Source organism: Pseudochrobactrum mosebachae, from assembly GCF_048914685.1.
Classification (GTDB): domain Bacteria; phylum Pseudomonadota; class Alphaproteobacteria; order Rhizobiales; family Rhizobiaceae; genus Pseudochrobactrum.
Genome location: NZ_CP128409.1, coordinates 24,346 through 42,466, shown reverse-complemented (window position 1 = coordinate 42,466; position 18,121 = coordinate 24,346). Strand labels below are relative to the sequence as shown.

The following is an 18,121-nucleotide window of genomic DNA, read 5'->3' as shown; positions in this document are numbered from 1 at the left end:
GAGCCTGAGCATAATGGGAGTGAAATATGAACGGTGCTGATAGCCTTTGCGACACATTGCTGGCGCATGGTATTGATGTTTGCTTTGCCAATCCTGGCACATCGGAAATGCATTTTGTAGCAGCGCTTGATCGCAAGCCGCAGATGCGCTGCGTGCTGGGGCTATTTGAAGGTGTGGTTACCGGTGCCGCCGACGGTTATGGCCGTATGGCCGATAAACCGGCTGCAACTTTGCTGCATCTGGGCTCGGGTCTGGGCAATGGTGTAGCCAATCTGCATAATGCCAAACGTGCTAAAACTCCGATCGTTAATATTGTTGGCGATCATGCTACCTATCATCTTAAATTTGATGCGCCTCTGACCAGTGATATTGAATCGCTGGCACGTCCGGTTTCGGGCTGGGTAAAAACTTCGAAATCGTCCAATGATATTTCTGCTGATACAGCTGAGGCTTATGCAGCGGCCTGCAATGCACCGGGGCAGGTTGCCACGCTGATTTTGCCTGCTGATACAGCATGGAGTGAGGCACCGCAGCAGATTGTGCAGCCATTGCAGCGGCCTGATCGTCGCAAAGTTACGCAGGAAGCGGTGCGTGAGGCTGCAAAAGCACTGAATAATGGCAAAAGAACACTGATCCTGCTAGGCAATCTTGCCCTGCGCGCCGGTGCGCTTGAAATTGCCAGCCGTATTGCGCAAGTGAGCGGTGCGCGCATTCAGGCGCAGCAATCCAATGGCCGTATTGAGCGCGGAGCAGGGCGCGTGGCCATTAATCGCGTATTATACCGTGTTGATGATGCGCTGGCGGATCTGGCCGAGTTTGAACAAGTGGTGCTGCTCGGCGCTAAAATTCCGGTGGCTTTTTTCGCTTATCCGGGCAAACCAAGCACATTTTTGCCTGGCGATTGCGTGGTTGTTGATTATGCAGGCGAGGCTGACGATCAGCTTTATGCGTTGCAGGCATTGGCAGATGAGCTCAATATTCCGTCCTCTGTGCAGCCGCAGCTTAATCAGCGCGGTGAAAAAATTATGCCGACCGGTGAGCTTGATGATGACAAAATCAGCGTGATGATTGCGGCATTGCTGCCTGAAAATGCGATTATTGTTGATGAATCAATCACATCAGGCCGTGATATGTTTCAATTGACCCATGCATCAGCGCCACATGATTTTCTGCAGCTCACAGGCGGGGCAATTGGTATTGGTCTGCCATTGGCAACCGGTGCGGCAGTTGCCTGCCCGGATCGTCAGGTGGTAGCGCTGCAGGCTGATGGCAGCGGTATGTATACAATGCAGGCATTGTGGACACATGCCCGTGAAAAGCTCAACATTATCACCGTGATTTTTGCCAATCAGCGCTATGCAATTTTGCATGGTGAATTGCAAAATGTTGGTGCCGGTGCGCCGGGCCGCAATGCGCAGCGTATGTTTGATCTGGTTGAACCGACGCTGGATTGGGTGAGCCTTGCCAAGGGCGTTGGCGTTGAAGCAGCCCGCGCCACAACGGCAGAGCAGTTTGCCGATCTGTTTATTGCTGCCAGCAAACGCAAAGGCCCGTTTCTGATCGAAGCCATGATTTAATCCGGCTACGCTTAAATCATCTGCACAGTTTACACCCCTGCTTTCACAAGGCAGGGGTGTTTTGCTGTCTAGAGCGGATTACGTCCCGATTGGATCACAGCGCTCGCTCTAGATTCTCGTTTTATCGCATTGTCATATCTATCAAGTTGATTCAACTTGATAGTGAAATGCTCTAGGCGCCGTATGGCACCCAGATATTTTTAACCTGCACGGCACGGCGCAGATAATCGCGCCCTTGTCCTTGTGTTTTATCCAGCCAGTTGCGCTGGCGGCCATTATTGACCCATGTGGCTTTGAGATTGCCGGTTGAGGCTTTTTCAACCATGGTACTGCCGGCAGCGGAGCCGGAATACCAAAGTGCTGCAACATCATCATGGTCTGCCAGCGTTTTGGCGAGCACATCCCGCTCACCGGTCACAATATTGATCACACCTGCCGGAACATCCGATGTTTCCAGCAACTGATAAAACAGGCCGGCAAGCAACGGATGACGGGTTGAAGGAACCGCCACAACACGGTTGCCCATAGCAATCAGCGGCAAGACCAGAGATACAAATGACAGTAGTGGCATTTCATCGGAGCAGATAACACCGACTGTACCCCATGGCTCATTCATTGCCAGCGTGACATGGCGGGATTTGGTTGCATGCACTGCTCCGTCAAACTTGTCTGCCTGCGCAGCATAGTAGAAAATCCTCCGCGTGCAGGCGTCAAATTCTTCCTCGGCCTTTTTCAGCGAAGTACCGGTGCTTTGCACCAGCAGTTCAACAAATTCCGCACGGCGATAGTCGAGATTTTCAGCCAGATAATACAGTATCTGTGCACGGTTATGCGCGGTTGCGCTGCCCCATGCAGAGGCTTTTGCTGCCGCCTCAACCGCATTGCGGATATCTTTGCTACTGCCGATACCGGCTTCACCAATCACCTGATTATCTTTGCCAAACACTGAATAGCTTGCACCACCATCAGGACGCGCCTGCTTGCCTCCGATATAATTCTTCATTGTGCGGTCAATATTGGCGGAAGTGGCGGGTTTGATGATCTGATCTGCCGCAGGCAGTGCCGAGATTTTGAATGTGTCATTTTCCGTAAGTGGCAGGGCTTTTTCCCAATCACTGACCAAATATTCATAGAGCCCTTCACGGGCGCCTTCACGGCCAAATCCGCTCTCGCGATAGCCGCCGAAACCGGCGCCGGCATCCAGCATATTGGTGCAGTTAATCCACACCACGCCAGCTTTGACACCGGCTGCAATATCTAGCGCGGTATTGATATTTTCAGACCAGATTGATGCCGCCAAGCCATAGGCTGTGTTATTGGCCAGTGCTACCGCCTCTGCAGGGGTGCGAAATGTGGTTGCCGCCGCAACGGGCCCAAAAATCTCGACCTGACAAACGGTTGATGCCTGATCCACATCGGTGAAAAAGCCCGGTGCAATATAATTACCGCTGGCAGGTAAAGCAGCAGGCGCCTGCCACAGCGTGCCGCCTTCTTCAACGCCTTTGGCGATCAGCGCTTTGATACGTTTAACCTGTGTTTCAGAAACAATGGCACCAATATCAGTGGATTTATCGAGCGGGTCACCAATGCGCAGTGTTTCCATACGCTTGCGCAATTTGGCATAAAAGCGTTCGGCAATACCTTCCTGTACCAACAGGTGTGAGCCAGCGCAGCAAACCTCGCCCTGATTGAACCAGATGGCATCAACCACACCTTCAACCGCGCTGTCGAGATCAGCATCTTCGAACACGATGAACGGTGATTTACCGCCAAGTTCGAGTGACAATTTCTTACCCGAACCGGCAATTTGCGCGCGTATAATCCTGCCGACATTGGTTGAGCCGGTAAAGGCAACCTTGTCGACATCCTCATGGCCACAAATCATAGCGCCGGTTTCGCCATCGCCATGCACGATATTGACCACACCTGCAGGCAGGCCGATTTCATGGCAAATTTGCGCAAAAGCAATTGCGGTAAGCGGGGTAAGATCAGCGGGCTTGAGTACCACCGTATTACCGGCAGCAAGTGCGGGTGCAATTTTCCATGCCAGCATTAACAGCGGAAAATTCCACGGGATCACCTGTCCGCAAACGCCAACCGGTGAAAAGCCCTGAAACTCGTCTTCGACCATCTCGGCCCAACCGGCATGATGATAAAAATGGCGCACCGCCAGCGGCACATCAATATCGCGGCTTTCACGGATCGGTTTGCCATTATCCATGCTTTCCAGCACCGAAAAAAAGCGCTCGCGCTTCTGGATATGGCGGGCAATCGCATAGAGATATTTGGCGCGCTGATGGCCGGTAAGCTTTGACCATGGTGCAAAGGCTGCCCGGGCAGCTTGCACCGCCGCATCAATATCGGCTTCAGTACCTTTAACAATCTGCGCCAGTTGCTCACCGGTTGCCGGATTGTGAACGCCAATCAGTTCATGCTCAGCAGTATCGGTAAACTGACCATTGATAAAATGACCAAAACCTTGGTGCTGATTTTTCAACCATAGTAAAACATCGCCATTGGCTTCAGGGGAGGGACCATATTCCATCGTGTCGAGAATATCCTTGATCTGTACCATTATACTACCCTTATGCTGCCGCATGACGTGAAGCGCTGGCATAGCGGCCGGTCACAAAATGCTCTAATTGTCGTTCAATATCGCCAAGCATTGATGAGGCGCCGATGCGAAACAGATCAGGCTTGAGCCAATCTGCGCCCAGCTCTTCTTTCATCATTGAGAGCCATACGAGTGCTTCTTTAGCGGTACGCAAACCACCTGCCGGTTTAAAGCCGACACTCTGGCCGGAGCGCTCCCCATAATCGCGCAATGCACGTATCATGGTCAGGCTGACCGGCAAGGTTGCATTCACATCTTCTTTGCCGGTTGAGGTTTTGATAAAATCCGCCCCCGCCTGACAAGCAATCATGGAAGCCTTGTAAACATTGGTCAGCGTTTGCAAATCACCGGTCGCAAGAATGGCTTTCATATGCGCTTCGCCACAGGTTTCGCGCATCACTGCAATTTCATCATAAAGCGCTTGCCAGTTCTGGGTCAAAACATGCTCGCGGGTGATCACAATATCAATCTCACGCGCACCTTCACCTACTGCATAGCGGATTTCTTGCAGCCTGATGTTTAAAGGGGTCAGACCCGCAGGAAAACCGGTCGCCACAGAGGCAACGGGAATAGTGGTGCCTTGCAGCGCCTTAACCGCATGGGGTACCATGGTCGGGTATACGCAAACCGCACCGGTGGTCAGATTGTAATCGCCAAGCCCCAATCCTTCGAGAATATCCTGCCGGATCGGCTGTTTAGCTTTGGCACATAGGCGGCGCACACGACCCTCGGTATCATCGCCGGCAAGAGTTGTCAGATCGATGCACTCAACGGCGCGGATTTGCCATGCTGCCTGATAAATCTTTTTGACCGAGCGTCGGGCGGGCAGGGTGGCCGCCCGCCGTTCAAGCGCTGAGCGGTTAACGCTGATATCGTCAAACCAGTCTGGTTGCAGGGCTGTACCGCTGTTTCGGGAATGCGCTGTGATCATTTTTGTGTCCGTTTGTCATTGTCTGCCGCGTATGAGTGTCGATCATTTGTAAAATATGGATAGTGGTTAAAGCAAATTAATATGCTTATTGCTGTTATTATAGGTGTTGGCGGCACATCACTGGCACCAAATATATGCTTCTCTCCTGTGCTATTACAAAATATTTTAAAATATACACTTGCAGTGCCATACGGAGAGCTGCGTGCGAGCTACGTAAATCATCAGCTTAACATTATTTGGTTTTGCTATATTAATGAGTATCTGGCCATTTTTATTATAAAATACAGTGATACGGATAGATTAAATTAATAATATAAAGCAGTTATTATTAATAAATGTATGTGTAATTGATTTTATATTGTTATTTTAAGTTGACGATATTTTATTTGAATTTTTAAATCAAAAAATCAATTCTTTGAAAGACCAGTCATCATTATTATTGTAAACTAAGTATTAATATTTTTATATTTGCTGCGCTTTTAATTATTTATATTTATTTTTGAATATTTATTCAAATTAAGGGTAATGTTACATGAGAGAATACTACGCTCTTAATGATGGCAATGTTTTTACAGTGAAAAACCGGATAAGCAAATATGCTTCATTTTTAGTTGTGGTGCTGACTACCATATTTCGCTTTGTAATATCGGACCCAGTTTTGGCTGCCAGCGGCGGTAGCGGGATTGTCAACACTGTTGGAGCCGGTGCTCCTCCTTATTCAAATGGCGGTATAGGTGGTGTTGATGGAACAGCGGACGTTGCGCGAGGGCAAGATGGCTTTTTTGATGGCATAACATCTGGTGGTGGTGGTGGTGGTGTTGATCTTACGACTGGTCATGGTGGAGCAGGTGGTCGGCAAAAAATAAAAGGAACCGTCAGCAATGCTCCTGATGCAGCCACCAGAGAAGGTGATCACGGCGGTTTTAATCAGATAGATGCGGGATTAAATGGTGGTGATGGAGAAAATGGCGGAAATGGTATTGGTGGTGCTGGCGGTAGCGCAGCAGTCAGCACTAATCAGGATGTTACAGTAAGCGGCACAGGCATTATAATTGGTGGAAAAGGTGGTTCTGGCGGCGCATCTTCTGGCGGCGGCGGCGGCGGCGTTGGAATTTTCAGCTCCGCTAATGTGATTGTGAACTCTCATGGAAGTGTAACCGGCGGTGGCGGCGGAAATGGCACTGGTTTTGGCGGCGGCGGCGGTGGTGCAGCGGCCGTTGTATTTATTGGTGCAGGAACTTTAATGAATGAGGGCGCGTTGCTTGGCGGAGTAGGCGGAAATGCGCGTGTTGTTTTGCACAGTGCTGCTGGTGGCAGTGGGGGTGAAGGTGTCCTGTTCACCAATGGCGGTACTGTCATCAATCATGCAGGCGCTTCTATTACTGGCGGTGCCTTCGGAACAAATGGCACAAACATTGCTAATTTTGGTGTTGAAGCATCCAAGGGCGGTGCGGGCATTAAAGGTGCGAATGTATCTGTGGTGAACGCAGGCGCGATTAGCGGCGGCAATACATCTGCCGGCAGCATAGCGGATGCAATTACCTTTACGGGCGGCACCAACTTACTGGAGATTTGGGGCTCATCCATTATTGATGGAAATGTTCAAGCTTTCAGCTCTGCAGATAGATTTATTCTTGGCGGCGCTGATAACGGCACGTTTGATGTGACTGATATTGGTGATATTGCTCAATATCGGGGTTTTGGTAATTTTGAAAAGACCGGCGCTAGCACATGGACGCTGATTGATACAACTGATGCAGTGACACCGTGGGTCTTGAGCGGCGGCACATTATCAACCGCCGCTGACGGCAGTCTGGGTGATGTTTCAGGCGGACTGACCTTAAATGGCGGCACACTGCAAACCACTGATAGTTTTGCTATGGACCGCAACATCAGCCTGATAAATGCAGGCGGGACTCTGGATACGGTTGCCAATAAAACGCTCACCATCAACTCTATTATTGACAATACTGGAAGCTTGACAAAAACCAGTGCAGGCACATTGATCCTGACTGCAGATAATAGCTATACTGGCGGCACAATCATCACCGGTGGCAGTTTACAGCTGGGTAATGGCGGGGCATCTGGTTCTGTCAAAGGCAACATCACCAACAATGGTGTGCTGAACGTCAACCGTAACAATAGGTTGACAATTGCCGGCACGGTGAGTGGTGACGGGTCTTTGAACCAGGCGGGTACCGGAACGACTGTTCTGACCGCAGATAATAGCTATACCGGCGGAACCACGATCAGCGGCGGTATTTTGCAGTTAGGTGATGGTGGTTCTTCAGGTAGCATTACGGGGAATGTGGCGAATAGTGGTGCGCTGGCTTTTAATAGGGCTGACAAGCTTATATTTGCAGGCATGATTTCTGGCAGCGGCGAAGTCCATCAGCTGGGTGCAGGCACAACTCTGCTAACAGGCGTGAATACTTACGCTGGACAAACAGTAATTGATGCTGGAACTCTGTCTGCTGGCGGTGAGAATGTGTTGAGTGCTAGCTCCGCTCATTCAGTTGCAAGTGACGGCATACTTGACCTTGCAGGAAATAACCAGACAATTGCTGCACTCGCACATGCTGGCACGGTGCGCTTGGGCGGCGAGGGGAGTAGAGTGGGCGCTGTTCTCACCGTTACCGGTGACTACACTGGTAATAATGGGACTATCATTTTTAATGCCGTTTTGGCGGATGATGCATCCGATACAGATCGTTTGATTATTAAGGGTGATACTTCTGGATCTACAAATCTAATTGTAAGAAACATCAAATCAAGCGGTGGTGTGACGACTGAAGGCATAAAAATCATTCAGGTTGGCGGTACATCTGACGGCGTGTTTTCTTTGCGGGGCGATTATGTGCTTGATGGTGATCAGGCTGTTATCAGCGGGGCTTATGCCTACAGGCTCTATCACAATAGCATGAGTGATCCAAAGGACGGCGATTGGTATTTGCGCTCTACACTTAAAGACATGCCAACAACGCCTACAGAGCCTACGGAACCTAATGAACCGGGCTCGCCACTCTATAATCCTGCCGCTCCTGTTTATGAAGCCTATGCGAGCGTGTTGCTACACCTGAATAGCGTTTCTACCTTGCAGCAACGTGTCGGAAACCGCTATTGGAATGGTACTACTAATGCTCAGTTGAACGGTCAAAGCGAAACTAGTGAGACTGTACCGGCCATATGGGGGCGTGTTGAAGCGGCTCATTCAAAATTTTTACCCAAAGCCTCAACCAGCTCAACCGATTACAATATTGATATTTGGAAGATGCAGGCGGGACTGGACGGGCTGCTTTATGAAAGCGCCGGCGGGAAACTGATCGGCGGCATTACTGTTCACTACAGCACTGCAACAGCTGATGTAAGTTCAGTATTTGGCCATGGTAAAATTGACATGAATGGTTATGGCTTTGGCAGCACACTGACATGGTATGGCCAGAATGGTTTCTATGTCGACGGACAGGCGCAGGCGACGTGGTATAAGAGTGACCTTTTTTCACACGATGCTAATCAAGCTCTGGCCAATGGCAATGATGCATTCGGTTATGTTTTCAGTGCTGAAACTGGCCAACATTTTGATCTGACCCAGAACTGGGTTCTGACACCGCAGGCGCAGCTTACCTATGCATCGGTTGACTTTGGTAGTTTTACAACAGTGTTCAGCGCAGGAAATGCTAACATTTCACTTGTGAAGGCGGATAGTTTGAGAGCACGTCTTGGAGTTTCAGCAGATTACCAAAATACCTCGCTTAGCTCTGATGGCAAAAAAACACGCACGAATGTTTACGCCATTGCCAATTTCTATCATGAGTTTCTCGATGGTACGGATGTCACTGTTTCAGGTGTGAGTTTTGCCAGCAAAAACGACCGTATATGGGGTGGCATTGGCACTGGTGGCAGTTATAACTGGGCGAATGATAAATATTCGATCTATGGCGAGGTTTCACTCAATACCAGCCTGTCCAATTTTGCTGACAGCTACAGCATTAACGGAACGGCAGGCTTTAAAGTCGCGTTTTGAATAGAGAAAGCATCTGATATAATACAGTTCATCTGTCACTTTGGATTTTAAAATCTTGGGGCATTTATACAGATGCTTTCATTTACAATGCGTACAAGTTACTGCACCTTTACGCGGGCATGCAAACGTAGCGCCAGCACTGCCGCCAGCAGTGAGAACCAGACTTGTCCGCGCGGCGTAAAAAATGGTGATTCCAGATTTGCATAGAGCATCATGAAAACCCAAATCCGCAAATACATCAGAGCCAGCGCCGGATCATTGCCGGTTTTCTGGCTGCGGTGATAGTCCAATAATGGACAAAACAGCATCCAGACCATAAACAGACCAGTGCCGATCATGCCGGTTGTCATGATAAGATTGAGATAGCCATTATGGGCATGTCCGGCTGTTGCCGCCCAAGTTTCAATCTCGTAACCGCCATTCACCAGGTTGGACATCCCCCAGAAGCTATCAAAACCATTGCCAATCCATGGATGAGCGCGCATTTGCTCCAGTACGAACACCCAGACTTCGGTACGTCCGGTGAAACTCGGGTCAGTGATAAGGCTGCTCACAAAATCTTTGATATCAGAATTTAAGACTGTGCCGACGGTTAAAACTGCCATCAGTACCACGGGTACGAGAAAAACCAGCAGTTTGAGCGTAAGAAAACGGCTGTAACGCACTGCCTGTGCAATTAACAGCGCAACAATGATCAGACCGATTGAGGTTTTATTATTTGAGTAAAATAAAAATATTGTTGCCAGAATAATATTGAATAATGGCAGCCATATATCTTCTTTGCGCAATAGATACAAATTATAGATGATAAGAACAATCATGGCAGGGCCGGCGATGTTTTTATGCGAGAAATGACCGCGCCATGAACCGGCATTTACCAGCTCCAGCACTTCTGCGCTGTTGTGAATGGAAACGCCGGGCATGAATATCACCCCGAAATAGGATAGCAGCAGAACAAAAAGGCTGAGATATTTGATCATCCGCTGAAAATGCTGTGCATTGAGTGGCAATAACACCCATGCCATTGTTGTTACTGTGACTGTCATGCTGAACACGTAACGTCGAAAGGCTATGTCGGAATATTCCGAGGCTAACACAGTTAAAAATTGCCATGCTAAAACTGCAATCAGCCATGGCGACAGCATTTTTACTGCAATTTCACGGTTTGCCAGCAGGTAGATGCCTGAAATAAAAAACAGTAACAAAGAAATAATTTGCTGCAGGGAGTTACCCTGTTCTTGGGCAAGCAAAACAGAAGGGTCGCGTAAATCCATAAATGGTGTGACTGTCACCCAGAACAGCATAAAAATCAGGATAAACAGGATTGTTTTGCCTGTATTGTTCACTGTGTCCCCCGATTTTCTGCATATTTTACCATGCATTTGGCCTTTAAGCCGTTTATTGGCCGGCCAATGTCCCTCCGCTTTATTTAAATGCAATATCTTTATATTTTGTATGCGCTGCGCTCAGCTCGCTTTTGGCCAGCGCAATTGTGCCTGTAGACCCTTGCGATCGCTGCGATTGCGCAGGCTGAAAGCAACACCGATGCGTTTGGCGGCGATATCAACAATTGTCAGTCCGAGGCCGGTGCCCGTCTGGCTCTTATTGCTGCCACGGTAAAAACGGGTGGTGAGCAGCGCAATTTCGTCTTCTGCAACCCCTGCACCGCTATCCTGTAGCAATAATCCGGTTGTACCATCAGTCGTTACGAGCGGTTGCCAGTCGATCGCCGCACCTTCGGGCGAGTAATGCGTGGCGTTTTCATACAGGTTTCGTAAGATCAGGGTCAGCGTATTGCGGTCGGTTTCAATCAGGCTATCGTAAAGCGCAGGATCGATTTTATTGTTGAGCTTTACGCCGGCCACCGGATTATGGGCAATGATCTCTTCAACCATTTGACCGAGATTAACGGTTTCCAAACTAAGCGGGGTGGCATCAGCATCGAGCTTGGCGAGCGCCAACAACTGGCGAACCAGACGAGTGGTGCGATCCACTGAAAACAGAATTTGTTGCAATGCGCCTTCTCTGATTGCGGGATCAGCGGCCGCCAGTGCAATCTGCGCCTGTGTTTTGAGACCGGCAAGTGGCGTGCGCAATTCATGTGCAGCAAAAGCGGTGACCTCGCGCTCGTGGCGCCGTGCAGCTTCTACCTTATCGAACAAGCCATTGAGTGCATCAGCGAGTGGTTTAACTTCAGAAGGAATATCGGTGGTTTGCAACGGGCGCATATCATCGGCACCCTTTTGCCGCACAGTACCGGCAAATCCGTGTAAAGGGCGCAAACCCCGCCCAAGGCTCACCCATATCAACAGTCCGAGCAGCGGCAAAATCAGAATAATCGGGGCAATCAGCCCTTTAACCAGATCACTCACCAAACGGTCGCGTAGCCCCAGCCTGTCGGCAACAATAATGCGTACGGCTTTGGTTTCATCGACAATAGCATAAACCCGCCAGAGCTCACCATCGACGAGTTCATTTGAAAAGCCGGTTGTATTACCGCTCATTTTAATATCAGGAGCAGCGGTCGAGCTGCCAACCAGTTGCCCGTCAAGCGACCAAATCTGGCATGAGAGATAACGGCCATAATTACCATGCTCATGTGGCAGACTGATTGCTCTGGCTGTGCTCATAGCCGGTGTGTTGCCGAGCAAGGAATGCACCATGCGTGCCGCTTCCTGCAGGCGGGTGTCAAAAACTTTTTCCAGCTGGTTATGGCTGTTAAAATAGGTCCAGACTACCGCAGAAGCCCAGATGATACCGGTGGCGGCAACCAGAATAACAAACAATCTTTTACGCAGCGAGGTCATGTTGTTACCCGCATGCGATAGCCAACGCCACGCACGGTTTCAATAGTTTCTTTGCCGATTTTGTTGCGCAGATTATGTACATGTACTTCGACAGTGTTACTCTCAATCTCTTCCTGCCAGCCGTAGAGTCTGGCCTCAATATCGCTTTTTGAGCGAATAATGCCCGGCCTTTCCATTAATGCTGACAACACAGCAAATTCACGGCGTGACAACGCAATACGCTGGCCTTTGACCATGGCGTTGAGATTGGAGGGGTCAAGCTCCACATCTCCGGCAACCATCACCGCTTGCGCACGCCCTGCACCGCGCCGTGCAATGGCACGCACCCGTGCGGCCAGCTCGTCGAGATCAAAAGGCTTGCCCATATAATCATCGGCGCCGCTGTCGAGGCCCGTAATCCGATCAGAGGTTTCGTCAAGCGCCGTTAGCAGTAGTACCGGCGTGGTATCCTTACCGGTACGCATAGTTTTCAGCACATCGAGCCCCGAGCCGTCCGGCAGCATCAGATCCAGCACGACGGCATCAAAACTGGAGGCGGCAAGTGCTGCCAGCGCATCGGTACATGTCATGACCTGATCAACAGTTGCTCCCGCCAACCCAAGACCGACTTTGAGGCCGTTCGAGAGCACCGGATCATCTTCCACTACCAGAATACGCATTTCAGTCTCCAGTTCCGCGTTTCAATAAAACACGGTTTATGCCCACATGATCCATGATTATATCAAATCTATGATTTTCCAGATCGACGCTTTTCATATATGTATCATCATGCCTGTGCTGCCTTAAGCCTGACTTAAGGTCGCCAGATAGTATATGCGCACTCTCACAGCGCACCATATTTGATTTGAGATAGATGGTGCGTAAGCATAACAGGTTCAGATGTTTCGATTATTTTACCGGCAGTTACTCTGCTTTGCTTTTATCAGTTTGTTTTCTACATCTCTTGTTGCACCGGTAACGGTAGCGCAGGCGCAGATTATGCGTACGGCTGAAGAGGTGATGCAGCTCCATGTTTCGCGGGACAATAAAGACGGTTTGCAACTGCAATGGACGGTCGCGCCCAATGTCTACATCTATCGGGATAAAATTGCCGTTGAAATGCCTGATGGTTCACCGATCGCAAGTGATGTATCGGAAGGTGTAATTAAAGACGATATAAATTTTGGCAGTACGGAAGTGCTGTTTAACCGCGCGCTGGCAAGAGTGTCGGTTGATAATTTACCCAAGACCGGTTCTGTGCTGGTGCGTTGGCAGGGCTGTGAAGAAGACAGCATTTGTTATCCGCCGGTCACAAAATCGGTCGATTTACAAAGTTTGCAGATTTCAAAAGTAGCGCTTGGCTTTGGTAATTTCGCTGCGGCACCGCAGCTTGATCTGGATGCAACAGAACCGGCACAAACGCAAAGTTCAGCACTGACGGGCAGCGGTGTTGCACAGAGTGCAAACCAAGCCACTGGCCAAGCCATAAACCAACCCGCTGGCCAATCCATTGGCCAAGACTCAGATCAAAGCGATGATCTCAGTGCCGTGCTTAGTTCCAATCTTGGTCTGATGCTGGCTGCTTTTTTTGGCTTTGGTTTGTTGCTGGCGCTCACACCTTGCGTTTTCCCGATGATTCCGATCCTCTCCGGCATGCTGGCACGCTCCGGGGATAAGCTTTCGGCAGGGCGTGGTTTTGTGCTGTCTTCAGCCTATGTGATTGCTATGGCAGGCGCTTATGCGGTACTCGGCTTTGCGGCATCATGGTCCGGTTATAATTTGCAGGCAGCATTACAAACGCCCTATGCGCTCGGCTTTATGGCGCTGATTTTTGTACTGCTGGCTTTTTCGATGTTCGGTTATTACGAGCTGAAACTACCGGCTGCATGGACCAGTTATTTTAACCGCCATACATCGGGTGGCAATGGCGGTGCGATTACCGGTGCGTTGCTGCTCGGCTTCGGCTCAGCGCTGATTGTTGGTCCTTGTGTCACACCGCCGCTTGCTGCCGCGTTGCTCTATGTGGCTAAAACCGGTGATGCTCTGCGCGGTGCGTCTGCGCTGTTTGCACTGGGCTTGGGCATGGGCGTGCCGTTAATAATTTTTGGTACATTTGGCGCTAAATTTCTGCCAAAATCCGGCCCGTGGCTCAAACATATCAACCAGATTTTCGGCATTGTGTTTCTGGGTCTGGCGGTCGTGATGATTCTGCGCCTGCTCTCAGATGAAAATGCCATGCTGGTGCTGGCAGTCTGCGCATTGGCAGGCAGTGTGTTTCTCGGGGTTTTCGATAAGCTTCCAACCAGCAGCACTGCGATGATGCGGGTTGAGAAGACCACCGGTGTTGTGGCGCTGATCTATGGTACATTGCTGCTGGTCGGTTTTGCCGGCGGTGCCAGTGATCCGTGGCGTCCGCTCGGATTTCTTCAGGCAGGTACATCACAGTCTATGATGGCAAGCCAGATATCTGCGGCCGCACCGGCGATTACCGTCAAAACCTCATCGGAATATGATCAGGCGCTCAAGACAGCATTGGCAAGCGGAAAGCCTGTTCTGGTGGATTTTACCGCTGACTGGTGCACTATTTGCAAAACCAATGATAAAATTTTGCATAAACCGGAATTTGCTGACCGTTTGGGCAATCTCACTACCATTAAAGCCGATATTACCGATTATACCGAACATAGCCGCGAGCTGATGCAGCGCTTCAATGTTGTGGGCCCGCCAACGTTGATGTTTCTTGAGGCATCAACCGGTACCGAGCAAAGCAAAAATCGTATTATCGGTGAACTCACCTCACAAAAACTCGATGACCGGCTGCGGGCTCTCGGCCTTTAACCGCAGAGCAGCACTTTCATCCATACAGCATAGCGGGAGAACCATATGCAACGCCGTGACTTTCTGACTTATTCATCTGTTCTGGCCGCCGGCCTTGTTCTGAGCCCTGCAATCGTGCTGGGTGGTTTTTCGCAAGCCGCTGCACAGGATGTTGATGTGAATGGCATCCTGAATGATCCGGAAGCTCCGGTGGGCGGTAATCTTAAAGGCGATCTGACAATTGTGGTGTTTGGCGACTATAATTGCCCGTTTTGTAAGAAGTCGGGCGCGGCCTTACAAAAAATCGTCAAAGAAGATGGCAATATCCGACTGGTCTATAAAGAGTGGCCGATTTTAACGGAATCATCCGTCTATGGTTCGCAACTGGCACTGGCGGCCAATTATCAGGGCAAATATGAGCTGGTTCATAAGGCTCTGATGGCTATTCCGGGTGGGCGTGTGTCTCAAAAACAAATGCTGGATGCGGTTAAAGCGTCCGGTATTGACATGAAGCGTCTGCAAGCAGATCTGAATAAAAACAATGACAAGATCACCAGCCAGTTAAAGCGGGTAATGTCACAGGCAGAGTCAATCGGCATTGAGGGCACACCAACCCACCTGATCGGGCCTTTCCGCGCGATGGCGCTTGATTATGAGGGTTTTAAAATGGCGGTAGCGGACGCCCGTGCACGTGAAAAATCAGCAAAATAAGTTAATTATTTATTTTAGCGGCGGGTCAGTTATAATAATGGCTGAAATTTCACGTGTTCGCAGTGCTCCGCATCAGACTTTCCCGCTTTGATGAAGCTGCAGCGCATCCTTCTCTTGTAATGAAGAAAAGTTACAATGCGATTTTTTACCAAACGACCTTATCGCAGCCTTGCGGCTGCGCTGCTGCTTCCTATGGCCTTGGCGGCTTGTACCACAACGGCTCAACGCCCGGCCGATGACCTGAAACCTAAAATCAATCCGGCTGATGCCCAGCGCTATGCTGCGATCGATGATGAGAAATTCAATGTTCCGGCAGTTGCTCTCAAGCATTTGAAACCGCAATATATGCGCCAGTTGGTAGATTATCCGACGACGGAGCATCCGGGTACGGTGGTGATCGATCCGCATAATAAATATCTGTATCTGGTGCAGGAAGGCGGTAAAGCACTGCGTTACGGCGTGGGTGTGGGTAAAGCAGGGCTTGAATTTACCGGCTCGGCCAATATTGCCTATAAACGGCAGTGGCCGCGTTGGACGCCAACCCCCGATATGATCAAGCGTAATCCGGAGCTGTACCAACCATTGGCTGGTGGTATGGAAGGGGGCGAGAAAAACCCGCTTGGCGCCCGTGCATTCTATCTGTTTAAAGATGGCCGCGATACATTATATCGTATCCACGGCACCAATGAACCATGGACAATTGGTCAGGCCATGTCGTCCGGTTGTATCCGGATGATGAATCAGGATGTGATCGATCTCTACACCCGTATTGCTGACGGCTCAAAAGTCGTGGTGCTGTAACGAGGTAATGATGATGACTGACCCGCAAGAGAAGAATGGTGGCAACGATCCGCATAGTCTGCGGGTCGTCTATCATAATAATGGTGGCCTGCCGGATAATAAGACATATACGGCAGCGCTTTTGACATCTTTGACCAACCATATACAGGCGCTTACCGACCCGCGCTATGCGCGCAGTACAGGTAATGGTTTTTCCATGACTGTGGTTTGCCATGCGGCAGGCGTTGATCTGTTTGGCATTGCACAGACCGATGAGCAGTTGAAGGCGCGGCTCGATACGCTACGGCAGCAAGATGTGCGGTTTTTGGTTTGTGCCAACACATTGCGCGCCCGCAATATCGACTGGCGCTCACTCTATGGTGTGGAAGAGAGCGATCTGGTGCCAAGCGGTGTTGCAGAGCTGGCTTGGCTGCAAATGCAGGGTTTTGCCTATATTCATCTTTGATAGATATGACAATGCGAAAAAGCTAAAGTCTAGAGCGAGAACTGTGATCCAACCTGATCGTTGCCCGCTCTAGTGCACGATAAAAAAGCCGCCTGATGATCGCATCCGGCGGCTTTTTCGATCAAAATCTGTTGGCAGAAAAAGTAAACGCCCGACGCTGGGAGGAGCATCGGGCGTTACAATGAATGACCGGTTGGGAGGGAAGGTACCGGTCTTCAATCAAACCTGAGTTGGGAGGGAGGAGGGAGGCTCAGGTTTGATATCTGGTCAGCATGCCGGTCAAATTGAAAATCGGCTCTGAGAGGCATGCATTAATTTTGGTCTTTACAGCGCGTCAAACTAATGTGTTAAGCGTGACACGCTTGGAATTTTTAGCGCTGCGCTGCCTTGCGGGCTACAAACGGAATTTCTGCAGGCAGGATGCCGAGATCATTCAGTTCGCGTGTTGAAAGGCGGTTCAGTTCATTTACTGTGCTGCGGTAACGGCGCCAGTTGCTGTAAGAGCGGATCAGGTTCATGTTTCTCACCTAGAATTTTTATGTTGTTGTTTGTTGACCCATATATAGCCCGCTACGTTTAAAATGAGCAGAGACAAATTTGCATAGCTGAGTTGCTTATTCAGGCTGGCATAGAGCGCCGTGAAGCACCAAATAGCCATAATCATCATTTCAAATCAAAAATGGGATCAAATCGCTCTGTTTGCACCTGATAGCGGCCACAATCAGGCACTGATCCATGCATATGTGCTGTGGTCTGCTATTGTGCATGGCGACGGGGTGCTGAAGTCTCGGTTTAGTAACCGTTTTTCTGAGCGGATTTAGCGGTCAAGCTTTACGGGCTCGCTTTAGCGGTCAATCTTTACCAACCCGCTTTAGCGGTCAATCTTAGTAGACAGAATAATCGACGACATGGTGCGTTCAACACCTTCCAGCGCGCCGATCTGATCCAGTACACTATCGAGTTCGCCGATAGACGGCGCTTCAACAATCACAATCATATCGAAATTGCCGCTGATTGAATGAACGCAGCGCACTGCCATCATGGTATTGAGGCCGACTTCCACTTTTGCAGCGAATTTCGGCAGTGCTGTTACCAAGACATGGGCACGCACCAGATGGCTCTCATGTTCAGAGGATAATTTGACGGTATAGCCGGTAATTGTGCCGCGTTTTTCCAACCGGTCAATCCGGCTCTGCACAGTGGTGCGTGATACGCCGAGGCGTCTTGCTAGTGTTGCAGTTGAGGCGCGGGCATTCTCGCGTAAGAGGGCAATTAATGCCATGTCAGCTTTCGTCGTCATATTGATCCCCAAAATCGTCATTATGCGTAAATATATAGCGTCATTCCGTCATTTTAGATACTTCTTTTTGACGAAATTTCTGCGACTCTATGCCATCATTTCTTGGTCGTGAATC

14 protein-coding genes are annotated in these 18,121 nt (G+C 49.9%); 7 read left to right on the top strand and 7 right to left on the bottom strand.

All coding sequences use genetic code 11. The features are described from left to right. Positions 1–26: 26 nt before the first annotated feature. Positions 27–1,577, top strand: coding sequence for an acetolactate synthase large subunit (locus MP213Fo_RS14710; RefSeq protein WP_421091282.1), 1,551 nt, complete (start codon positions 27–29; stop codon positions 1,575–1,577). Positions 1,578–1,749: 172 nt separating this feature from the next. On the opposite strand, the gene MP213Fo_RS14705 is transcribed toward MP213Fo_RS14710, so the two are convergent. Both MP213Fo_RS14705 and deoC read right to left on the bottom strand, forming a co-directional pair. Then, on the bottom strand, positions 1,750–4,152 hold the full coding sequence (locus MP213Fo_RS14705; RefSeq protein WP_421091281.1) for an aldehyde dehydrogenase family protein: 2,403 nt from the start codon (positions 4,150–4,152) through the stop codon (positions 1,750–1,752). 10 nt (positions 4,153–4,162) lie between these two features. Next, positions 4,163–5,122 carry a deoxyribose-phosphate aldolase gene (gene deoC / locus MP213Fo_RS14700; protein WP_421091280.1) on the bottom strand — a complete coding sequence of 320 codons (960 nt, stop codon included), beginning with the start codon at positions 5,120–5,122 and terminating at the stop codon, positions 4,163–4,165. Between the two features lie 81 nt (positions 5,123–5,203). Here deoC and MP213Fo_RS14695 point away from each other — a divergent pair, with 81 nt between their 5' ends. Continuing rightward, the gene (locus tag MP213Fo_RS14695) at positions 5,204–5,431 is read left to right on the top strand and encodes a hypothetical protein (RefSeq protein ID WP_421091279.1); all 228 of its coding nucleotides are present in this window, start codon (positions 5,204–5,206) and stop codon (positions 5,429–5,431) included. A gap of 349 nt (positions 5,432–5,780) precedes the next feature. Continuing rightward, complete coding sequence (locus MP213Fo_RS14690) at positions 5,781–9,146, top strand: autotransporter outer membrane beta-barrel domain-containing protein (protein ID WP_421091278.1); 3,366 nt, start codon at positions 5,781–5,783, stop codon at positions 9,144–9,146. Positions 9,147–9,244: 98 nt separating this feature from the next. Here MP213Fo_RS14690 and MP213Fo_RS14685 read toward each other — a convergent pair whose 3' ends face one another. The 3 genes from MP213Fo_RS14685 to MP213Fo_RS14675 form a co-directional block, all read right to left on the bottom strand. Next, on the bottom strand, positions 9,245–10,492 hold the full coding sequence (locus MP213Fo_RS14685; protein ID WP_421091277.1) for an O-antigen ligase family protein: 1,248 nt from the start codon (positions 10,490–10,492) through the stop codon (positions 9,245–9,247). Positions 10,493–10,612: 120 nt separating this feature from the next. Continuing rightward, the gene (locus MP213Fo_RS14680) at positions 10,613–11,953 is read right to left on the bottom strand and encodes an ATP-binding protein (RefSeq protein WP_421091276.1); all 1,341 of its coding nucleotides are present in this window, start codon (positions 11,951–11,953) and stop codon (positions 10,613–10,615) included. Continuing rightward, the gene (locus tag MP213Fo_RS14675) at positions 11,950–12,612 is read right to left on the bottom strand and encodes a response regulator (RefSeq protein ID WP_421091275.1); all 663 of its coding nucleotides are present in this window, start codon (positions 12,610–12,612) and stop codon (positions 11,950–11,952) included. Before MP213Fo_RS14675 ends, MP213Fo_RS14680 begins: the two co-directional genes overlap by 4 nt. Before the next feature lie 220 nt (positions 12,613–12,832). Between MP213Fo_RS14675 and dsbD the strand changes: the two genes are divergently transcribed. The 4 genes from dsbD (at position 12,833) to MP213Fo_RS14655 (ending at position 16,706) form a co-directional block, all read left to right on the top strand. Further along, positions 12,833–14,770: a protein-disulfide reductase DsbD gene (dsbD, locus tag MP213Fo_RS14670; protein WP_421091274.1), complete on the top strand. Its 1,938-nt coding sequence runs from the start codon at positions 12,833–12,835 to the stop codon at positions 14,768–14,770. Positions 14,771–14,815: 45 nt separating this feature from the next. After that, on the top strand, positions 14,816–15,460 hold the full coding sequence (locus tag MP213Fo_RS14665; RefSeq protein ID WP_421091273.1) for a DsbA family protein: 645 nt from the start codon (positions 14,816–14,818) through the stop codon (positions 15,458–15,460). Positions 15,461–15,595: 135 nt separating this feature from the next. Beyond that, on the top strand, positions 15,596–16,261 hold the full coding sequence (locus MP213Fo_RS14660; RefSeq protein ID WP_421091272.1) for a L,D-transpeptidase: 666 nt from the start codon (positions 15,596–15,598) through the stop codon (positions 16,259–16,261). A 7-nt stretch (positions 16,262–16,268) separates the two neighbouring features. Beyond that, positions 16,269–16,706, top strand: coding sequence for a DsrE family protein (locus MP213Fo_RS14655; protein WP_421091271.1), 438 nt, complete (start codon positions 16,269–16,271; stop codon positions 16,704–16,706). A gap of 371 nt (positions 16,707–17,077) precedes the next feature. On the opposite strand, the gene MP213Fo_RS14650 is transcribed toward MP213Fo_RS14655, so the two are convergent. Further along, complete coding sequence (locus MP213Fo_RS14650) at positions 17,078–17,224, bottom strand: DUF1127 domain-containing protein (RefSeq protein WP_421091270.1); 147 nt, start codon at positions 17,222–17,224, stop codon at positions 17,078–17,080. A gap of 353 nt (positions 17,225–17,577) precedes the next feature. Further along, positions 17,578–18,006: an Lrp/AsnC family transcriptional regulator gene (locus MP213Fo_RS14645; RefSeq protein WP_421091269.1), complete on the bottom strand. Its 429-nt coding sequence runs from the start codon at positions 18,004–18,006 to the stop codon at positions 17,578–17,580. Positions 18,007–18,121 lie beyond the last annotated feature (115 nt).